Here is a 17,995-nt window from a genome sequence, read left to right on the forward strand (position 1 = left end):
TTCATGAAACCACGCATCGAGCGCCCCTCCGAGCTTCGCGTCGTACTCGTCTGCAATACGTCGTTTGCGATTTACACATACCGGCAAGGGCTGATCCGCACGCTCGTCGCGCGCGGCGTCGAGGTCAGCGTGATCGCGCCGCGCGATCGCACGACGGACCTGCTGACCGGTATGGGCTGCCGCTTTATCGAACTCGCGGTCGCCTCGAAAAGCACGAACCCGCTCGACGATCTGCGTACACTGTTGCAGCTCTACCGGCTTTATCGCCGCATTCAGCCGCATGTTGTGTTCCACTACACGATCAAGCCGAATATCTACGGCTCGGTTGCCGCGCGGCTTGCGGGTGTCGCGTCGGTCGCGGTCACGACCGGTCTCGGCTATGTGTTTATCCAGCACAGCCGCGCCGCGCAGGTCGCGAAACGCCTCTACCGCTTCGCGTTCCGCTTTCCGCGCGAAGTCTGGTTTCTGAATCGCGATGACGAAGCCGCGTTTATCGAGCAGAAGCTGCTCGTGTACCCTGAGCGGGCACGTCTGCTGCATGGCGAAGGCGTCGACCTCGAACAGTTCGCGCCCGCGCCGCTGCCGCCGCGTACTTCGCCCGATCGGTTCGCCTTCGTACTGATCGGCCGGCTGTTGTGGGATAAAGGTATCGGCGAATATGTCGAAGCGGCGCGCCAGTTGCGCGCGCGTTATCCGCAGGCGCGTTTTCAGCTGCTCGGGCCGCTCAACGTCGACAACCCGAGCGCGATTTCGCGCGCCGATGTCGACGCGTGGCAGCAGGAAGGCATCGTCGAATATCTGGGCGAAGCACACGACGTGCGGCCCGTGATCGCGGCGGCCGATTGCGTGGTGCTGCCGTCGTATCGCGAAGGCGTGCCGCGCACGCTGCTCGAAGCAGCCGCGATGGAACGGCCGCTCGTCGCGACCGACGTGCCCGGCTGCCGCGAAGTGGTCGAGCATGGTGTCAACGGCTTGTTATGTGAAGTGCGTAATGTAGATAGCCTTGCGGACGCACTCGCGCGCATGCTCGAGATGAGCGAAACGGAACGGCGCGCCATGGCGGAACGCGGCCGGCAGAAAGTCGCGAACGAATTCGATGAACGGCTCGTCATCGAACGCTATAAAGACCTGCTAAACAATCTGACGGGCGTCACACTTTAACGGAGCAAAGCATGGCGATGAAGGGCACGATTCTGGTAACGGGCGGCGCGGGCTATATCGGCTCGCATACATGTGTGGCCTTGCTCGACGACGGCTACGACGTCGTCGTCATCGACAACCTCGTGAACAGCAATCGCAAATCGCTCGAACGCGTCGAGCAGATTACGGGCAAGCGCGTCGCGTTCTACGAGGCCGACGTGCGCGATAGCGCGGCCCTCGAACAGATTTTCGACCGCCATCCGATTAGCGGCGCGATTCACTTCGCGGCATTGAAAGCGGTGGGGGAATCGGTCGCGAAACCGATCGAGTACTACCAGAACAACATCGGCAGCCTGCTGACGCTGCTCGACGTGATGCGCCGGCGCAATGTGAAGCAGTTTGTGTTCAGCTCGTCGGCTACCGTCTACGGCGTGCCGGAAAGCTCGCCGATCGACGAATCGTTTCCGCTTTCGGCAACGAATCCGTACGGCCAGTCGAAGCTGATCGCCGAGCAGATTCTGCGCGACGTCGAAGTGTCGGACGCGTCGTGGCGCATCGCCACGCTGCGTTACTTCAACCCGGTCGGCGCACATGACAGCGGCCTGATCGGCGAGGCGCCGGGCGGCATTCCGAACAACCTGATGCCGTATGTGGCGCAGGTCGCGGTCGGCAAGCGCGAGAAGCTCAACGTGTTCGGCGGCGATTACGATACGCCCGACGGCACGGGCGTGCGCGATTACATCCATGTGGTCGATCTCGCGCAAGGGCATATCAAGGCGCTCGATGCGCTGGCGAAACTCGATAAGAGCTTTGTCGTGAATCTCGGCACGGGCCAGGGCTATAGCGTGCTCGACGTGGTCCGTTCGTTCGAGAAGGCGTCGGGCCGCAAGGTGCCGTATGAAATCGGCCCGCGGCGGCCCGGCGATATCGGGCAGTGCTTCGCGAATCCGGCAGCGGCCGAACGGCTGCTCGGCTGGCGCGCGCAGTACGGCATCGAGCGCATGTGCATCGACCACTGGCGCTGGCAGGAACGCAATCCGAACGGGTTCGAATAAGGCATTCGCCGCGCGCCGCGCACGGTGTGCGACATGCGCGACATGCGCGATGTGCGCGATGTGTTCCGAGATGTTCCGTTGTGTCTGTTACGCGCCGGCATCGATCGTTGTGTCATAGCATCGAGCCGGCGCAAGCCACGGGAAACGCGGCGCCCGTCGTGCGGCCTTACATCGGTTCCGGCAGCAGGAATGTGTTCGGCGCCTTCCCCGCTGCGACGCGGCCATAAATCTCAAAGCAGGTGTCCGCGTAGAGCGCGCCGTGCATGGTCGCGACTCGCACGTCGTGCCAGATCCGGTTCATCGGGCCGTTGCGGTTGACAAACGCGGTCCCCGATGCACCGGCCAGGCGGTCCACCGCTTCCCATACCAGCTGGCTCGCAAACGCCGCATCACGCCACATGCGCGCGCGCTGCTCCACGCTCATGCGCTCGCGGCGCTCCGTGCCCAATTCCAGCAGGCGGATCGCCTGCCTGAGCACCGCTTCGGCCGCATCGATCTTCGCGGTCGCCTCGCCGAGCTGCAGATGGGTGACGGCCGCCTCGTCCTGCTTTTCGTACGTCGTGAAGGCGATGCCGCGCGTGCCGATCTTTTCGGTCAGAAGCTCGACGGCCGCCCGCGCCATGCCGACCATCGGGCACACGAGACGCAGCGCGAGCGTCGGCACCACCGGCGTCCGGTAGGCCGGAATATCGCGCAGATGCGTCGCCGCGTAGTCGTCCTGCAGGTTGCGGCCCATCGGCGCAATCCGTTCGTCGGGCACGAACACGTCCTTGACCGTGACGGATGTGCTGCCGGTGCCGCGCAGGCCGATCGTGTCCCAGTCGTTGACCGGTGTCACATCCGAGATCGGCAACAGAGCGGCGCCGCGGCCGATCACTTCACCGGCTTCGTCGACGAGCGGAATGCCAAGCTGATCCCATTGCGCGTGATAGAAACCGGTGTTGTACATCCACAGTCCGTCTTCAATCACATAGCCGCCTGCCACACGCCGCGTCTTCGCCCGGCGCGGCCCGATCGAACCGCAGATGCGCACGCTCGCGCCCGGCACGAAGATCTCGTCGGCGACATGCTGCGGGTACGACACCGACGTGAGCCACGTAAACGTCGTCATCAGCGCGAGCGTCCATGCGGTCGAGCCATCGCCGCGCGCGAGCTCGATCATCGTATCGAGGTAGGTTTCGTAAGAAACCTGAAGGCCGCCATACATTTTGGGGCGCACCATGTCGAAGAGGCGCGCCTTCTCCAGATCGGCGATCGTCGCCTCGGGCAGCTTCGACAACGCGTCGGTTTCCGCGGCGCGCGAGCGCAGCGTGGGAATCAGCGCCGCAGCCGCAGCGACAACGTCATGGGCGCCGCTGGCCGCCTGGTCGCCTGCTGACGGGCCGCGCTCGCCCGACTTGCCGTTATAGGCGGCGTGCGCGGTGCCTGCGCGCTTCGCCGTATCGATCGTACTCATACAACCTCCAGATGGGGCGCGCTGCCGGTTCGCATAAAACTTGCGACGGCGCGCACGACCGGCCGAAATCGCGCGGCCAGCGCGGCGGGCGTTCATATGCGCTCGTGACATACGTCCGCCCTACCAGGACTTAACATCCGAGTCCGGTGAATATTCCTGCGTAAGCGCAATCTCCGGGTATCGAGGAATAGCCCATCGAGTTAACTGTTTCAGAGGGACAGACAAACTCACCCACCCCACCGATGACCATTCGCCTCGTCAAAATCGCCTTGTCCCTCATGCTTGCCGCGTTTGCCGGCATCGTCGCGTTCGACAATCTCGTCGACTACGGCTCGAACTACCTGTTCGTCGAGCACGTGCTGAGCATGGACACCACGTTTCCGCACAATGCGCTGCTGGGCCGCGCAACCACTAACCCGGCCTGGTGGCAACTGAGCTACTGGGCGATCATCGCGGGCGAGGCCGTGACGTGCCTGCTGCTCGTCGCGGGCGCGCTCGTGCTGTGGCGTAACCGTTACGAGCGCGGCGCCGTGTTCAACCGTTCGAAAAGCTGCGTGATCGCGGGCCTCGCCGTCGGCTTTCTCATCTGGTTCTTCGGCTTTATGGTGGTTGGCGGCGAATGGTTCGCGATGTGGCAATCGAAAATCTGGAACGGGCAGGAAAGCGCGTTCCGCTTTTACGTTGCCATTGCCGGCGTGCTGATTTTCGTCAACCAGCGCGATGACGATCTTGTCTCGGGCTGAACCTTTTATTCATGGCGATTTGATTCATTTCGGGATCCAAATTCAGATATCTACCTTCATATCGCCCCTCATACCTCGGGCCATATGGCGCGACGGCAATCATCAGATTATTGCGCTTGCCGGTGTCGATTGACTGCATCGTGCACAGCCTGTTCTGCAACGTTCGTTGTCGGGCTGCCGTTCCGGCCTCGCGTGCGGCCCGCGGAATAAAGCGAAAACGAAGCGTGTTTAAGAGTGCAAGGGCAGCACACAACTGCAACACACGACAGGCACTCGACAAAGGCCGACCATGCAGAGATTCATCTCCACAAACACCGGCGGCATCGTGCCCGCCGACCCGATGCACGCTTTCATCGCCCGCTTCGACAACGCGGCGCTGATCAGCGTGCTTCGTATCCCGAATCAATTGCGACGCACGCTCACTTCTAACGCATAAATAACAGCGACGGCACGGCGTCCACCACCGCCGATACCGCGCAGAGACATCACACCATGGATACGACCGACGCTCTCACCGCGCTCCACGCGCTTGCGCAGGAGTCGCGGCTCACGGTATTCCGGACGCTGGTCCAGTTCGGGCCCGCCGGGCTCTCGGCCGACATGCTCGCGTCATTCGTCGACGCGCCGGCGCCTTCGTTGTCGCCGCATCTGCAGCGGCTGCTCGATGCGAAGCTCGTCTCGCGGCACACGAAAGGCCGCTCAGTGATCTATGCCGCACGCTATGACGAAATCAATGCGCTGCTTGCCTACCTGATGGGCTACTGCTGCGATGGAAACGGGTGCCGGCCTATTGCTCTCAAGTCCGGAAAATTTCTATAACGCACGTTTGACACTGCCGTCGCTGGCCTGGCCTCAAACCGCGCAATGATTCGCCAGACCGCGCGGCCCGCCTTGACTGGCGCGGAGCGGCGATGACCACACCATTGCGCGCGCAGGTGTACCCTAAACCTTCGTTTATCCGCGCGCTACGCCCGTAGACTATCGTCGCCAGGTGAGCGCATATATCGTGCGGTAATCCGTGGGAAACGCGTTTTACCTGCGATGTGTGCATGCGCCGGCTTCTGGCTCGCACCTCGCTGCGTATCCCGTCTCAAGAACGCAATAAACACGGCAGGGTACGACGATGAATCCGAGCGCACTTGAACTTTCCCGCATCCAGTTTGGATTTACCGTATCGATGCACATCATTTTCCCGGCATTGAGCATCGGGCTAGCGAGCTTTCTTGCCGTGCTCGAATTCGCATGGCTCAAAACGGGCAAACCGCACTATAAGGAGCTGTGTCATTACTGGGCGAAGATCTTCGCAATCGGCTTTGGCATGGGTGTCGTATCGGGTGTCGTGATGGCCTACGAATTCGGCACGAACTGGTCCGGCTTCGCGCGTTTCGCCGGCCCGATCACGGGGCCGCTCCTCACCTATGAAGTGATGACCGCTTTCTTTCTCGAAGCGGGCTTTCTCGGCGTCATGCTGTTCGGCTGGGAGAAGGTCGGACCCAAGCTGCATTTCGGCGCGACGCTACTCGTGGCGATCGGCACGCTGATCTCGACGTTCTGGATTCTTTCATCGAATAGCTGGATGCAGACGCCGCAGGGTTTCATCATCGAGAACGGGCATGTCGTGCCGGTCGACTGGTGGAAGGTGATCTTCAACCCATCGTTTCCGTATCGCCTCGCGCATATGACGCTGGCCGCGTTTATCGTGGCGGCACTCGTGGTGGCGGCGACCGGCGGCTGGCATCTGCTGAAGGGCCGGCGCGATGCGGCCGTCAAGACTACGTATTCGATGGCGCTGTGGCTGCTGCTGATTCTCGCGCCGATTCAGGCCTTCGTCGGCGACCAGCACGGGCTCAATACGCGCAAATATCAGCCGGCGAAAATTGCCGCGATCGAAGGCCTGTGGGAAACCGAGCACGGCGGCACGGCGCTGAACCTGATCGGTTTTCCCGACATGAATGCGGAAGTGACACGCTATGCGATCCAGATTCCGCACCTCGGCAGCCTGATTCTGACCCATTCGTGGGATGGCGAAATCAAGGGCCTCAAGGAGTTTCCAAAAGAGGACCGGCCGAATTCGTCGGTAATCTTCTGGACCTTCCGCATCATGGCCGGCCTCGGCATGCTGATGATCCTGACCGCGCTGATCGGCGTCGCACTTCGGCGCGGCGGGCGCCTGTTCGAGACGCGCTGGTTCAACTGGCTGACGGTGCTGATGGGGCCGACCGGTTTTATCTCGCTCGTCGCCGGCTGGGTCACGACCGAAGTTGGACGTCAGCCTTGGGTAGTCTATGGGCAGCTGCGCACGGCCGACGCGGTCTCGCCGATCACGCCGCAAGCAGCGGGCATTTCGCTGCTGATCTTCGTGATGGTCTATTTCCTCGTGTTCGGTACCGGGATCTTCTACATCGTGAAACTGATCCGCCAGGGCCCGTCGGCAGGCGAAGAGCGCAAGCCCGCCGAACAGGCGAGCTACGACTCGCCGACCGGCAGACGGCCGCTGGCCGTTGCCGAATAACGGCGGCCCAATCGGGTTTCGCCAAGCGATTGCACTAAGCGATTGCACTAAGCGACTGCGTTACACGACTGCACTACACGACTGATTGACAGGCTGGCTTTACAGGTTCACTGCCAGCCCTGACCCGCACACTGAAGCCACGCACGGAGGCACCGCATGGTCATCACCACAATCTGGGCTGCAATCATTGCGCTCGGCATCTTCATGTATATCGCGCTTGACGGCTTCGATCTCGGCATCGGCATCATCTTTCCGTTTTTCCCGGACGATGCCGAACGCGACATGATGATGCATACGATCGCGCCGGTCTGGGACGGCAACGAAACCTGGCTCGTGCTCGGCGGCGCCGCCCTGCTCGCGGCGTTTCCCGCCGTCTATTCGATCGTGCTGTCCGCGCTCTATCTGCCGATCGTGTTCATGCTGATCTGCCTGATCTTTCGCGGCGTCTCGTTCGAGATTCGCGGCAAGGCGGCACGCTCGAAAAACCTGTGGAACGTCGCGTTCATCTGCGGATCGGCCGGCGCCACGTTTTTTCAGGGCGTGATTCTCGGCACCTATCTGCACGGCATTCCGGCCACCAACGGCGTGTTCTCCGGCGATCCGTTTTTCTGGGTCACACCGTTCAGCTTCTTCACCGGCATGGGGCTGATGGCCACTTACGCGTTGCTCGGTTGCGGCTATCTCGTGCTGAAGACGAGCGGCGATCTGCAACAGCGCATGCATGGCCTGATCGGGCCGCTCACCCTCGTGCTGCTGGGCTTTATCGCCGCGGTGTCGATCTGGACGCCGCTGACCGATCCGCATATTGCAGAACGCTGGTTCGAGTCGCCGTTCCGCTATCGGCTTTATCCGGTGCCGATTCTCGTGCTGCTCGTTGCTGCGTGGATGTATTCGGCCGTTAAACGGCGCAGCGATGCGATGCCGTTCGTGCTGGCGCTTGCGCTGATCCTGCTCGGCTATATCGGGCTACTCGTCAGCATCTGGCCTTACGCGATTCCGAACACGATGACCCTCGCCGAAGCGGCCGCGCCGCACTCGAGCCAGGTGTTCACGCTCGTGGGCGCGGTCATCATTATTCCGATCATCACCCTCTATACGACCGCCGGCTATTGGGTGTTCCGCGGCAAGGTGGAACCCGGCGCGGGTTACGAATAAACCACGCGCCGGTTTCACACTGCAAGGCTACCGAAGCAACGTGAATCAATCCGCACTCCGCGCCTAAGGAGAATGAAGATGTCGCAACCCACCGTCGAGACAGTACGCCCGCGCAGCCTCGCGAACCGGATCATGTGGCTCGTCATTCTGTGGTGTGGGGGCTTCGGTGCGACTTTTCTCGTCGTGCTGCCATTTCATCTGCTTGTGCAATGGGCGTCGCATCACTAGCCTGGCGTCACTAGCCCTGCATCGTCGCCTTTCGTGCAGTCGCCGTGCGTACGTGTGTTTCGAAAAACCATTAGAAATCTTGAAAGACCGTCTGCCGGCCACTGCCTAACATTGCTTCGTTCAACACCGTCTTATGCTTAGGGGGCACCACCATGGCAGAGAGAAAATCGATCCGCATCTATCGCGAGCCGGCCGGCGGATGGGGCGCACTGAAAGCCACCGGCAAGGCGCTCGCCGAACAGGGCATTCCGGTATTCGGCGCACGCACGCTGTTGCGGATGAATCAGCCCGAGGGCTTCGATTGCCCCGGCTGTGCGTGGCCCGATCCGAAGCACACGTCGTCGTTCGAGTTCTGCGAAAACGGCGCGAAGGCCGTGGCCTGGGAAGCAACCGCGGACCGCTGCACGCCGGATTTCTTCGCGAACCACACCGTCACCGAGTTAAGTGCGTGGGAAGACTTCGACCTCGAGATGGCCGGCCGTATCACGCACCCCATGGTCTACGACAGCGCATCGGACCGCTATGTGTCGATCGGCTGGGACGACGCTTTCACGCTGATCGCCTCGCATCTGAACGCGCTCGCTTCGCCGAACCAGGCCGACTTCTATACGTCGGGCCGCGCGTCGAATGAAGCGGCGTTTCTCTATCAGCTGTTCGCGCGCGAATACGGCAGCGGCAACTTCCCCGATTGCTCGAACATGTGTCACGAAGCGACGAGTGTCGGCTTGCCGGAATCGATCGGCGTCGGCAAAGGCACCGTATTGCTCGAAGACTTCGACCATGCGGACGCGATTTTCATTTTCGGCCAGAACCCGGGCACCAATAGCCCGCGCATGATGACGAGCCTGCACGACGCCTCACGGCGCGGGGCGCGCATCATTTCGTTCAACCCGTTTCGCGAGCGTGCGCTCGAGCGCTTTCAGGCGCCGCAAAATCCGGTCGAGATGGTCACGCTCTCGTGGACCGCGATCAGCAATCCGCTATATCAGGTGCGCGTGGGCGGCGATGTCGCTGCGTTGAAAGGCATCATGAAAGCGATTATCGAAGCCGACGATGAAGCGCTTGCGCACGACCAGCCGCGCAAGATCGACGTCGACTTTATTCGTGGCCATACGGCGGGTTTCGAACAGCTTGTCGACGACTTGCGCGCCACGAGCTGGGAAGCCATCGAGCATGCATCCGGCCTGCGGCGCTCGGACCTGACCGCCGTCGCGAACGTCTATATGGAAGCGGAGAACGTGATCCTCGTCTACGGCATGGGGCTCACGCAGCATCATCGCGGCACCGAAAACGTGCAGCAGATGGCGAACCTCGCGCTGATGCGCGGCAATATCGGCCGGCCCGGAGCGGGCCTGTGCCCCGTGCGCGGCCATTCGAATGTGCAGGGCAACCGCACGGTCGGCATCACCGAAAAGCCGGCCAAAGAATGGCTCGATCGCATCGAGCAGGCGTTCGGCTTCAAGCCCTCGCCGCAGCATGGACGCGACACCGTCGCGACGCTCGAAGCCATGCTTTCCGGCGACTGCAAGGTGTTCGTCGCGCTCGGCGGCAATTTCGCGGCGGCGATTCCCGACTGGCCGCGCCTGCAGGAGGCGATGCGCAAGCTCGATCTCACCGTCCATATTTCGACAAAGCTTAACCGCAGCCACCTCGTGCATGCGAAGGAGGCGCTGATTCTGCCGTGTCTCGGGCGCACCGAAGTCGACATTCAGGAGACCGGACCGCAATCGATCACCGTCGAAGATTCGATGTCGATGGTGCATGCGTCGGCCGGCATCAACGAGCCGGCGTCCGACCACTTGAAAAGCGAACCGGCGATCGTGGCGGGCATCGCACGCGCGACACTAGGCGACCAGTCGAAAGTGCCGTGGGAAGAACTGGTCGCCGACTACGACCGTATTCGCGATGTGATCGAAGAAGTGTTCCCCGCATTCGAGGCCTATAACGCACGCATTCGCGTGCCGGGCGGCTTTCATCTGGGGTCGACCGCACGCGAGCGGATCTGGGCGACGGCAAGCGGCAAGGCGAATTTCGCCGTATTCGAAGGCCTCGACGAAGATCCGTGGCATGGCGACGACGAAGGCTTGTGGCTCACCACGATGCGCAGCCACGATCAGTACAACACGACGCTCTATTCGTTGTCGGACCGCTATCGCGGCGTGTTCGGCCAGCGTGCCGTCGTGTTCGTCAACTCGCAGGAAATCAGAAAGCGCAATCTGCATCCTGGCGACCTGGTGGATCTCGTTGCGCTGTCGAACGACGGCATCGAGCGCGTCGTGCGCAATATGAAGGTGGTCGAGTATCAGCTGCCCGACGGTTGCTGCGGCGCGTACTATCCGGAGGCCAATCCGCTGGTGCCGCTTTATGCCTACGACAAGCGCAGCCGCACGCCGTCGTACAAGTCGGTGCCGGTGAAGATGGTGAAATCGGCGCGCAATATCGTGTCGGGGGCGTGGGCGCCGCAGTCCTGAACCTGTTGTGGGAATAACGCACGCGCATCGCGATGCCTCTCAGGGCCGCAATGCGCGTGTGTGCGGTTATAACAACCCCGGAAACAGATGGAACGTCGCATACAGCACCGTAAAGCTGACCAATGCCGAAACAGGCAGAAACGTCGCGAGAAAATCCGCATCGAGCTTGCGTTGCTGCGCGAAGATCAGCGTGAGGAAACTCGGCGGCAAACAGCTCGAAAGCAGAATCACCGCACGCGACGCCGCCGACGGCTCGAACAGCAGCACGAACGCAAGCGCGATCAGATATCCGAGCACGATCTTCGCGAAGGTCAGCGCAAGCGACATCGCGAGATACTCCTTGCGGAACGTAAAGCGCAAGCCGAGTATGCCGAGCACCGCGGGCAGGATCAGATAGCCGGCCGCATTGAGCACGGAGCCGATCGCCGCGTTCAGATGCACGCCGGACACGTTCAGCGCGAGGCCCGCGATCACCGCCATCGGAATCGGCCCGAGCAGAAAGTCGCGAATCAGCTTGCCCGACAGCTTCCCTTCCCCGCCGTACAGACACGCCACGAGATAGGTGACCGTGAACAGCAGCAACGCGTGCACGATGTCGAACACGAAGAACTGCGGCAACAGCTTCGTGCCGAACAGCGACAGCACGAGCGCAAGCCCGATGCTGCCGCCCTCGAGCGTGCCGAACGCGATCACCGCCGCGCCCGCCGTTTGCCGCTTGACGCCGAAAAAGCGTGCGGCAATCGCCGCGATGGCGAGCAGAGCGCCGACCACGAACAGGTTTGCCGCCGGCAACAGCATCACGTCTTTCGACAGATGCAGCTGACTCATCGCCGCGATGATGACCGCCGGCAGCAACACCCACGAGATCAGCGACGACAACGCCGACACCGCTTTCTCGCCCGCGACTTGCAGCCTCTGGCTGCCGAAGCCGGCCGCGAAGCACATCAACGAAACAACAAATTGGGCAGTCATGGGTTCCTCGCGCGCAGTTCGTAGCGGATGCCACCGATGCACAAGCCCGGCAGCGCATTGCCGTAGACGCGCGCGGCAAGCCACTCGGCGCGCAATTGCGCGAGTACGCTGCATACGCCGTATCCGGCCGGTTCGTCGGCGATATGGCCGCCCTTTTCAGCGACGCATTGCTTGACCGCCTGCTTGCCGTTCGCCACGGTATGCGGCACGACGCCGGGCGAGCGCATCATGCCGAGGTCGTTTTCACCGTCGCCGAAGAAGTGGACCACGGCGTCGTCGGGCAACAGCGGCAGCAGGTTCGACTTGTCGATGCCGTCGGGCACGACGTCGAGTCCGCCGTCACCGTCCGGATAGGCGAACACATTGAGCCGCAGGTGATGGCGCGCGACAAACTCGTCGATCACACGTTTTGCGGCCAGCGATTCGCTGCCGAACTTCTTCGACCAGATCGAGCGCTTCGGTTCATCGCAATACGGCGGCAAGGCGAGCTCGCCGACGTGTTCGATAAAGAACTGCAGGTCGGTGCCTTCGGAGAACACATATTCGCGGCCCGTGTGCGGAATCACGATATGCCCGCCGTTCTCGCAGCAATACATCCACGGCTCGAGACCGAGGCCCGCGCAGACGTCCGTCAGGACGTCGTAGCTCTTGCCGGATGCGATAAACACCTTGGCGCCATCCTGCTGCATGCGGCGCAGCTGTTCGACGAGCCGCGCGGGCGCCGGCAATCCGGGCATATCGATCGTGCCATCGCGATCGAGGCCGATAAAGAGTTTAGACATGGCTCACCTCGCTCATAAAGCGCATTTCAGCGGCGGCGTGAAGCAGATGCGTACGCACGCCGACCAGCGGTTCCGCATGCATCGGCACGTGCTCGGGTTCGATCAGCGCGAGCGCGCTTTCCGATGCGTTGATCGCCAGCGACAGCTTGGTCGGCAACACGCAGACCACGCCATCGGCGATGCGCTCGACGAACGCGCCGTTCGGCCGCTTGCCGACGCCAAGCTCCGCGCTTTCGGTCTTTTGCGCGAGATACAGCGTGCGCTCGCACGCTGTCGCATGAAGACCCGGCAGCACCGACTTCAGTGCATTCAGTTGCGCGTGCAACCGGTTTGCATTGACGGTGGACGGCTTGCCGTTTTCGAGCACCGGGTCCGTGCCGTGTGTGTACAGCAGCACGGGCGAGCCGTTCGCTTCGTACTGCGGCGCGATAAACATCTGCGCATCGGGTACGACAATGCTCGAATCGGGCACGGGGCCGCGCATCGCGAGCACCTGGCAGGCGCGCGTCTGCACGGGCACGTCCTTGCGCACGTACGGCAGCATGCCGACCAGCTCCGGGGTGCCGGCGCCCGCGCACATCACGATATGGTTCGTGTCGATCGTGCTGTCGTCCACGCGCATCCGGTAGCCGCTGCCCCATTCGTCGATCGAATCGATCGAGCCGAACTTGAGGCTGTTGCGATTGCGCTGCACGAGCTTCGCGAGCATTTCGCGGCCGTCGAACATCATGTGCGGGAAGCGGTAGATATGCGCGAGGCGGTTCCCTTCGAGAATCGGCGGGCAGGTCGTGACCGATGCATACGGCAGTTCGCACAGCGTCCACATCTTGATCCACGCGCTCGGATCGCCGACGAAGCCGACATACGAGTCGGTCGAACGCACATTGATGCGCAGGCGCCGCACGAGTTCGCGCCACTTCGGATACGCCTCGTGCAACTGGTCGATCAGGTCGCGCTCGGTATAGAAATGGCCTCGATGGATATAGAACTGCGAGCGCAGCGTCTGGCCGTCGCCGACACGCGGCTGGCGGTCGATGCAGCATGCGTTCAGTCCGTGTCCAAGCGCCTGATCGAGAAGAACGAGGCCTTGAATTCCTGCTCCGATAATCACGCAATCGTATTTCACAGTAGTTCCCCTTTCGATGGGGCCAAGGGCCTTGGGTATACGCCGCGGTGAACGACAGTGGGTGCGTGTCCGCCGCGAATACGCCGACGTAAGGCCCCGGCAGTGACAATGCTGTTGCCGGTTTCACCCGAAGCCGGCATTGACGACGTCGACGAACGCATCGTAGAGGCCGACAATGATTTGAAAATGAGGACTGCGTGGCCGGGGGTAACGACTGCTGCTCGAAGAAAACAAAAAGGGCGATGCAGCGTTCGCTGCATCGCCCTCAAACGGCGTGTTTCAGGTCTGTCTAAGCTATCTGCCTGAGCTATGCCTAAGCTTCGCTTCAACCTCGCATGTCAGGTGAAGCTCATGCAGATCGGTACGGCAGGCACGCTCGGCTCCTTCGGCGCCGGTTCTTTGTCGCCAGGTCCGTTATCCGGAGGTCCGTTCTTTTTTCTGAGCGAAGCGATATCGATGCGCCGTTTCAGGCGCTTTAGCGTATTGCCCGCTGCGCACGCGGATACGCGGTTCACGAGCGCGAACAGATTGCGGTCGCGCCCTTGCGCAAGCGCCGCGGTCGATCCGCCGATGCCGACCTTCACGAGGCAATGCATTGCATGTCCGCCGCCGCGCGGTCCGTCGACATCTTCGAGATGCACGCTCACGTGCGAGATGCGCCGTGCGATACGCGCGAAGGTTTCCCTGATCCGCTTGTGCACATGCTCGCGAAGCGCGTCCGATTCGCGACGCGACAATTGAAGGCCTGAGGTCTGAATGCTGATTTCCATGGTGTCGTCTCCTTCGAGATCACATTAGCTGGCAGTCACCAATCTACGGTGACGCGTGTGCGGCGAACAGTCGAATTTTTCTGATGGACGGTTCGGTTGATTCGAAGTGACACGCCATCAGCCACAGGAAACACTTCATACACGCGCGCCTGCTCACATCGATCGCGACGCTCACTTTCGCCTCATTCTCGATCTCTACGATGCATGCCATCGACGGGCCACGCCTCATCCAGCCTTAACGGACAGGGCAAATCCATCGGTTCATGAGCACGTCGACCGGATCGCGGCTGCAGTTCCACCAGGCCGCGAGCGTTTCACGAGTGATTGGAGAGACATCATGTTTGCGTATTTCCTCGAAAAGCTGGGCCAATGGATCGAACGCGCTGAAGAGCAGCGCCGTCACGACTATCTCGCTCAGGCAAGCGACCTCGCCGACGTCGAGCAGCGCATGCGCCGCATCGAACGTAACGGCTATTCGTTCTGAACCACGCGCGGGCTTTCCCATCGACACATGGCCCGCGCCATGCGACCCATCAGACCCTCCGGGTTACCAGGAGATCGCCATGAAATTCGAACCGCTTTCACACTGCCCCGAGCAAGCCGACGCGGCGGTACTGCGCGTCAACTTCGGCCTGCGTCCGCGTGTCTCGACAATCGATAAACGGGCCGATATCACGCGTTCGGCGGCTACCGCAGCGCCGGGCTTCCTTGCGCGCATGCGTGCCGCTCTCGCGCGTCTTCTCAAACGCGCTCGGGACACTGATGCGCACGGCCATGATTGCCGTTGCGACGTCGAAGCGCGTTTGCTCGAACTCGAGACGAGCAAACTAAACGCGCAGATCCTCGGCAATCTGCGCGACTAGTACCGTTGCGGAGTCAAGCGATGAACTTCAAACACCTGTACTACTTCTGGATGGCCGCCCGCACCGGCGGCATGATCCGCGCGGGACAGCGGATTCATATCACGCCGCAAACGCTAAGCGGGCAGATCAAGGTGCTCGAAGCGCGCCTCGGTTGCCAGCTGTTCGAGCGTGCCGGGCGCAATGTGCAGCTCACCGAAGCAGGCCACGTCGCAGCGGGCTATGCAGAAGAAATCTTTCTACTCGGCGAAGAACTTGAAGGCGCACTGAAAAACTACGCGAAAGCGAGCAGAAACGACGACATGCGTGCACGCAGCGTTGCAACGGCGCGAGCCGATTGATCGCGATACTCATAGCAGCCCGTCCTTTTCTCCATACCCATACGCTTCCTGCCCTATCTCCCGCAATACTCCCGTGCTCAACGCTTGCGCACGCGCTAAACTGAACGCCACTGCGCCCGCTCCGCGACGTTCATCGACACGTGCCGTCAAAACCGCCGCAGTCCATTCCGACCCCCGCGCTTTCCACAGACGATTTCCTTACAGAATCGCACGGTTTTTCGTTTTCGACGGAATAGCTTTCCGCTTCGATATATGCGAAGCGCGTGCGCGGGTAAGATCAGATTGACCGCCTGTCTTGAACCGGCACGTCGCCCGACGAGACACGGCGGCCTCGCGACCACGCGCGCTGACCATGCGCCGCAGTCGCCCCGGGTCGCCTTAGATCAGTAACGACCCGCTCCTGCATGCATCGACGATCGAGTGACTTTGTGACCTTGTCCGGAAGCCATGACCTCGCTCTTTGAAGCGACACCACGCAACAGCCGTTGGCGGGATGCATGGGTGCGCTGGATGCGCGCCGATCTCGCCCATCCGTCCGATGCGCTGCGCCGGCTCGTGTTCGGCTGGGGCGGCGGATTCGTTGCACTCGGCGTGCTCGGTTGGGTGTGCTACAAATTTGGACTCAATCCGATTGCCGCCGAATCGATCTTTCTGATTGCGGTGGTGCTGATTTCACTGGTGGGCAGCTACGTGATGTCGATCGGGCTCTCCGTCATGGCGGTGCTCTGTATCGACTACTTTTTTATCCCGCCGGTCCTCACCTTCGAAATTCAATACAAACAGGACGTACCCGCTTTAGTGACGTTTCTGATCGCGGCATTCGCGACCACCGGCCTCGTGCGGCACGCGCGCTCGCTCGGCGCGACGCAGCTCGAGCAGGCACGCCTGCTCGATCTCACGCACGACACGATTATCGTGCGCGACATGGATGGGGCAATCCTGTTCTGGAATTACGGCGCCGAGGAGATGTACGGCTGGAAGAAGCGTGACGCCATCGGCGAGTGCATTCATCTGCTGCTCAAGACGCGCTTTCCGACATCGCTCGAGGAAGTGACCGCGACCGTCCTGCGCACGGGGCGCTGGGATGGCGAACTGATTCACACGCGGCGCGACGGCACCGTTCTGGTGATTGCAAGCCGCTGGTCGCTACAGCGCAATGGCGGCGGGCGCCCCGACGCGATACTCGAGACCGGCAACGACATCACGGCGCGCAAACAGGCCGAGGAAGCGTTGCGGCGCAGCCAGGCGACCTATCTGGCCGAAGCGCAGCGCTTAAGCCGCACGGGCAGCTTCGGCTGGAACGTCTGGAGCGGCGAGGTGCTCTGGTCTGAGCAGACGTTCCGGATTTTCGAGTTCGACCCGGGCATCGTGCCAACCCTCGAACTCGTGATGCAACGCGTGCATGTCGACGATGTCGAGCGGTTTCGCGACACGATCGGCCGAGCGTCGACGCACAAGCATGATTTCGACTTCGAGTTTCGTCTGGTGATGCCCGACGGCGCCGTGAAATACCTGCATGTGGTCGCGCATGTGATGAAAGACGAGCCCGAGCGGCTTCATTACGCCGGCGCGGTCATGGATGTGACGCAAGCGCGGCAAGCGGAGCAACAATTGCATCACGCGCAAGCGGAACTCGCGCGCGTGACGCGGGTGACGACGCTAGGCGAGCTATCCGCGTCGATCGCGCACGAAGTCGGGCAGCCGCTCGCGGCAATCGTCACGAACGGCGAAGCCTGCCTGCGCTGGCTCGACCATCGCACGCCGCAGCCCGACGAGGTGCGCGCGGGCGTCACGCGCATGATCGGCGAAGGACGGCGCGCCACTGAAATCGTGCGGCGCATTCGCACGCTCGCGAAGAAAGATACCGGGCAGAAGGTGCCGCTCGAACTCAACGATGTGGTCAACGACGTCGTCTCACTGACGCAGCGCGAAGTGCTGAGCCACCAGGTGCCGTTACGCGTGCGGCTTGCGCCGCTGCTGCCGCCGGTGCTCGGCGATCGCGTTCAGCTGCAGCAGGTGCTGATCAATCTCGTGATGAATGGGATTCAGTCGATGGAAGGCGTTACCGAATGGTCACGCGAGCTGTCGATCGAGACGACGCTGACGCCCGCGGGCGACGTGCAGCTTGCGGTGCGCGATTGCGGCACTGGGATAGACCCTAGGCATGCGGAACGCCTGTTCGATGCATTCTTCAGTACGAAGGCGCATGGCATGGGCATGGGCCTGTCGATCTGCCGGTCGATCATCGATGCGCACGGCGGCAGGATCTCGGCTTTCAATAACGAAATGCATGGAGCGACATTCGAGTGCATCCTGCCCCCGCTTGCAAAAAAAGCCGCATAACGAGGTGCAGTTTGGGCGCAAAGGCGCTCCGACAGGAATAA

Annotated in this window: 17 protein-coding genes; 12 read left to right on the forward strand and 5 right to left on the reverse strand. The window is 61.8% G+C overall.

The genetic code is table 11. The annotated features are described in order from the left end of the window. The first annotated feature begins 3 nt into the window (after nt 1-3). Nucleotides 4-1,161, forward strand: a complete 1,158-nt coding sequence (locus KZJ38_RS15950; protein WP_219797080.1) for a glycosyltransferase family 4 protein — start codon at nt 4-6, stop codon at nt 1,159-1,161. Between the two features lie 11 nt (nt 1,162-1,172). Further along, nucleotides 1,173-2,195, forward strand: coding sequence for a UDP-glucose 4-epimerase GalE (gene galE / locus KZJ38_RS15955; RefSeq protein ID WP_219797082.1), 1,023 nt, complete (start codon nt 1,173-1,175; stop codon nt 2,193-2,195). A gap of 166 nt (nt 2,196-2,361) precedes the next feature. Here the strand turns inward: galE and KZJ38_RS15960 are convergent, their stop codons facing one another. Then, complete coding sequence (locus tag KZJ38_RS15960; RefSeq protein WP_219797083.1) at nt 2,362-3,651, reverse strand: acyl-CoA dehydrogenase family protein; 1,290 nt, start codon at nt 3,649-3,651, stop codon at nt 2,362-2,364. Nucleotides 3,652-3,893: 242 nt separating this feature from the next. On the opposite strand from KZJ38_RS15960, the gene KZJ38_RS15965 reads away from it, so the two are divergent. The 6 genes from KZJ38_RS15965 (at nt 3,894) to KZJ38_RS15990 (ending at nt 10,760) form a co-directional block, all read left to right on the forward strand. Then, complete coding sequence (locus KZJ38_RS15965) at nt 3,894-4,394, forward strand: DUF2165 family protein (protein WP_219797085.1); 501 nt, start codon at nt 3,894-3,896, stop codon at nt 4,392-4,394. 492 nt (nt 4,395-4,886) lie between these two features. Continuing rightward, nucleotides 4,887-5,213, forward strand: coding sequence for an ArsR/SmtB family transcription factor (locus KZJ38_RS15970; RefSeq protein WP_219797087.1), 327 nt, complete (start codon nt 4,887-4,889; stop codon nt 5,211-5,213). Between the two features lie 304 nt (nt 5,214-5,517). Beyond that, nucleotides 5,518-6,906 carry a cytochrome ubiquinol oxidase subunit I gene (locus KZJ38_RS15975; protein ID WP_219797089.1) on the forward strand — a complete coding sequence of 463 codons (1,389 nt, stop codon included), beginning with the start codon at nt 5,518-5,520 and terminating at the stop codon, nt 6,904-6,906. A gap of 156 nt (nt 6,907-7,062) precedes the next feature. Further along, entirely contained in the window at nt 7,063-8,061 is a 999-nt protein-coding gene (gene cydB, locus KZJ38_RS15980) for a cytochrome d ubiquinol oxidase subunit II (RefSeq protein WP_219797091.1), read from the forward strand. 78 nt (nt 8,062-8,139) lie between these two features. Beyond that, nucleotides 8,140-8,289 (forward strand): hypothetical protein, encoded by a 150-nt coding sequence (locus KZJ38_RS15985; RefSeq protein WP_219797093.1) that lies wholly within the window; start codon nt 8,140-8,142, stop codon nt 8,287-8,289. 152 nt (nt 8,290-8,441) lie between these two features. After that, the gene (locus KZJ38_RS15990; protein WP_219797094.1) at nt 8,442-10,760 is read left to right on the forward strand and encodes an FdhF/YdeP family oxidoreductase; all 2,319 of its coding nucleotides are present in this window, start codon (nt 8,442-8,444) and stop codon (nt 10,758-10,760) included. A 66-nt stretch (nt 10,761-10,826) separates the two neighbouring features. Here KZJ38_RS15990 and KZJ38_RS15995 read toward each other — a convergent pair whose 3' ends face one another. From KZJ38_RS15995 to KZJ38_RS16010, 4 genes are all read right to left on the reverse strand, one after another. Further along, nucleotides 10,827-11,732, reverse strand: a complete 906-nt coding sequence (locus KZJ38_RS15995; RefSeq protein WP_219797096.1) for an AEC family transporter — start codon at nt 11,730-11,732, stop codon at nt 10,827-10,829. Then, nucleotides 11,729-12,514 (reverse strand): HAD family hydrolase, encoded by a 786-nt coding sequence (locus KZJ38_RS16000; protein ID WP_219797098.1) that lies wholly within the window; start codon nt 12,512-12,514, stop codon nt 11,729-11,731. The genes KZJ38_RS15995 and KZJ38_RS16000 overlap by 4 nt, the downstream gene beginning before the upstream one ends. Then, nucleotides 12,507-13,640: an FAD-dependent oxidoreductase gene (locus KZJ38_RS16005; RefSeq protein ID WP_219797100.1), complete on the reverse strand. Its 1,134-nt coding sequence runs from the start codon at nt 13,638-13,640 to the stop codon at nt 12,507-12,509. Before KZJ38_RS16005 ends, KZJ38_RS16000 begins: the two co-directional genes overlap by 8 nt. Nucleotides 13,641-13,978: 338 nt before the next feature. Beyond that, the gene (locus KZJ38_RS16010; protein WP_219797102.1) at nt 13,979-14,410 is read right to left on the reverse strand and encodes an HPF/RaiA family ribosome-associated protein; all 432 of its coding nucleotides are present in this window, start codon (nt 14,408-14,410) and stop codon (nt 13,979-13,981) included. 337 nt (nt 14,411-14,747) lie between these two features. Between KZJ38_RS16010 and KZJ38_RS16015 the strand changes: the two genes are divergently transcribed. The 4 genes from KZJ38_RS16015 to KZJ38_RS16030 all read left to right on the forward strand — a co-directional run bounded on the left by KZJ38_RS16015 (nt 14,748) and on the right by KZJ38_RS16030 (nt 17,954). Then, nucleotides 14,748-14,894: a DUF3563 family protein gene (locus KZJ38_RS16015; RefSeq protein ID WP_219797104.1), complete on the forward strand. Its 147-nt coding sequence runs from the start codon at nt 14,748-14,750 to the stop codon at nt 14,892-14,894. Nucleotides 14,895-14,973: 79 nt separating this feature from the next. Further along, a complete protein-coding gene (locus KZJ38_RS16020; RefSeq protein ID WP_219797105.1) occupies nt 14,974-15,273 on the forward strand; it encodes a hypothetical protein in 300 nt (99 codons plus the stop codon). A gap of 20 nt (nt 15,274-15,293) precedes the next feature. Beyond that, entirely contained in the window at nt 15,294-15,611 is a 318-nt protein-coding gene (locus tag KZJ38_RS16025) for a LysR family transcriptional regulator (RefSeq protein WP_219797107.1), read from the forward strand. A gap of 447 nt (nt 15,612-16,058) precedes the next feature. Further along, on the forward strand, nt 16,059-17,954 hold the full coding sequence (locus KZJ38_RS16030; protein WP_219797109.1) for a PAS domain S-box protein: 1,896 nt from the start codon (nt 16,059-16,061) through the stop codon (nt 17,952-17,954). The last annotated feature ends 41 nt before the right edge of the window (nt 17,955-17,995 follow it).

This window comes from Paraburkholderia edwinii, assembly GCF_019428685.1.
Classification (GTDB): domain Bacteria; phylum Pseudomonadota; class Gammaproteobacteria; order Burkholderiales; family Burkholderiaceae; genus Paraburkholderia; species Paraburkholderia edwinii.